Here is a 1099-nt window from a genome sequence, read left to right as displayed (position 1 = left end):
CGATGGGATGAGGTATCCCGATGGAGGTGGGTTGTCCGCGCGGGGGCGGGCGAAGCGTGAGGCGGTGCGGCGGCAGGCGGCCGGGTGGTTCGCCGAGGATGTGTCGGTGCCGGAGATCGCGCGTCGGCTGCGGGTGTCGCAGACCGCGGTGTACGGATGGCGTAAACGGTGGCAGGCCGGTGGTGAGCAGGCTCTGGCGTCGAAGGGGCCTGGTGGGTCTCGATGCCGGCTGGATGAGGGCCGGCTGCGGCGGCTGGCCGACGCCCTGGAGCAGGGTCCGGCGGCGCATGGGTTCGGTAGTGATCAGCGGTGGACCCTGGCGCGGGTGTCGGACCTGATCGCCCGGAAGTTCCACACCCGGTACACGCTTCGCGGCACGGCGAACATCATGTACCGGCTTGGCTGGTCGGTACAGGTACCGAAGCACCGTGCGGTCGAGCGGGACGAGGCCGCGATCACGACGTGGCGGCGGGAGACGTGGCCGGCGGGAAAACGGTAGCGGCGCAGCGGCAGGCGTGGCTGGTCTTCGAGGACGAGGCTGGTCAGACGCTGCGCCCTCCGAAGGCCCGCACCTGGGGACGACGCGGCTGTACTCCTGTGATTCCGGTGTCGGGCAAGGGCTCCGGCCGGGTGTCGATCGCCGGGCTGACCTGTTACCGGCCCGGACATCGGTCCCGGTTGATCTACCGCACGATCACCCATCGCGGTCGCAAGAACGAGCGGCGCAGCTTCAGCGAACGCGACTACATCGGCCTACTCGACGCCGCCCATCAACAACTCGGCGGACCGATCGTGTGCGTCTGGGACAACCTGAACACGCACGTCTCCGTCGCCATGCGGCAGATGATCGACGCTCGGGACTGGCTGACCGTGATCCGGCTACCGGCCTACGCCCCGGACCTGAACCCGACCGAGGCCGTGTGGTCCCACCTCAAACGCAGCATCGGCAACCTCGCCGTCAACGGCGTCGACCACCTCCAGGCGATCATCAAGAACCGACTCAAGAGCATCCAGTACCGCGACGATCTCCTCGACGGCTTCCTCGCGCACACCGGACTGACACTCGAACCCGACACAACCTGACCATTCAAGATCTGTA

Annotated in this window: 2 protein-coding genes; both read left to right on the top strand. The window is 67.8% G+C overall.

Translation table 11 applies throughout. The features are described 5' to 3' along the window. Positions 1-499: winged helix-turn-helix domain-containing protein (locus tag ABD52_RS37280; protein WP_235437697.1), on the top strand; the 499-nt coding region annotated here is incomplete at its 5' end. Beyond that, on the top strand, positions 463-1083 hold the full coding sequence (locus ABD52_RS37275) for a transposase (protein WP_235437696.1): 621 nt from the start codon (positions 463-465) through the stop codon (positions 1081-1083). The genes ABD52_RS37280 and ABD52_RS37275, both read left to right, overlap by 37 nt. Positions 1084-1099: the final 16 nt, after the last annotated feature.

The sequence above is a fragment of the Micromonospora sp. RV43 genome, from assembly GCF_001029515.1.
Classification (GTDB): domain Bacteria; phylum Actinomycetota; class Actinomycetes; order Mycobacteriales; family Micromonosporaceae; genus Micromonospora; species Micromonospora aurantiaca.
This window is presented reverse-complemented; position numbering and strand designations above follow the sequence as displayed.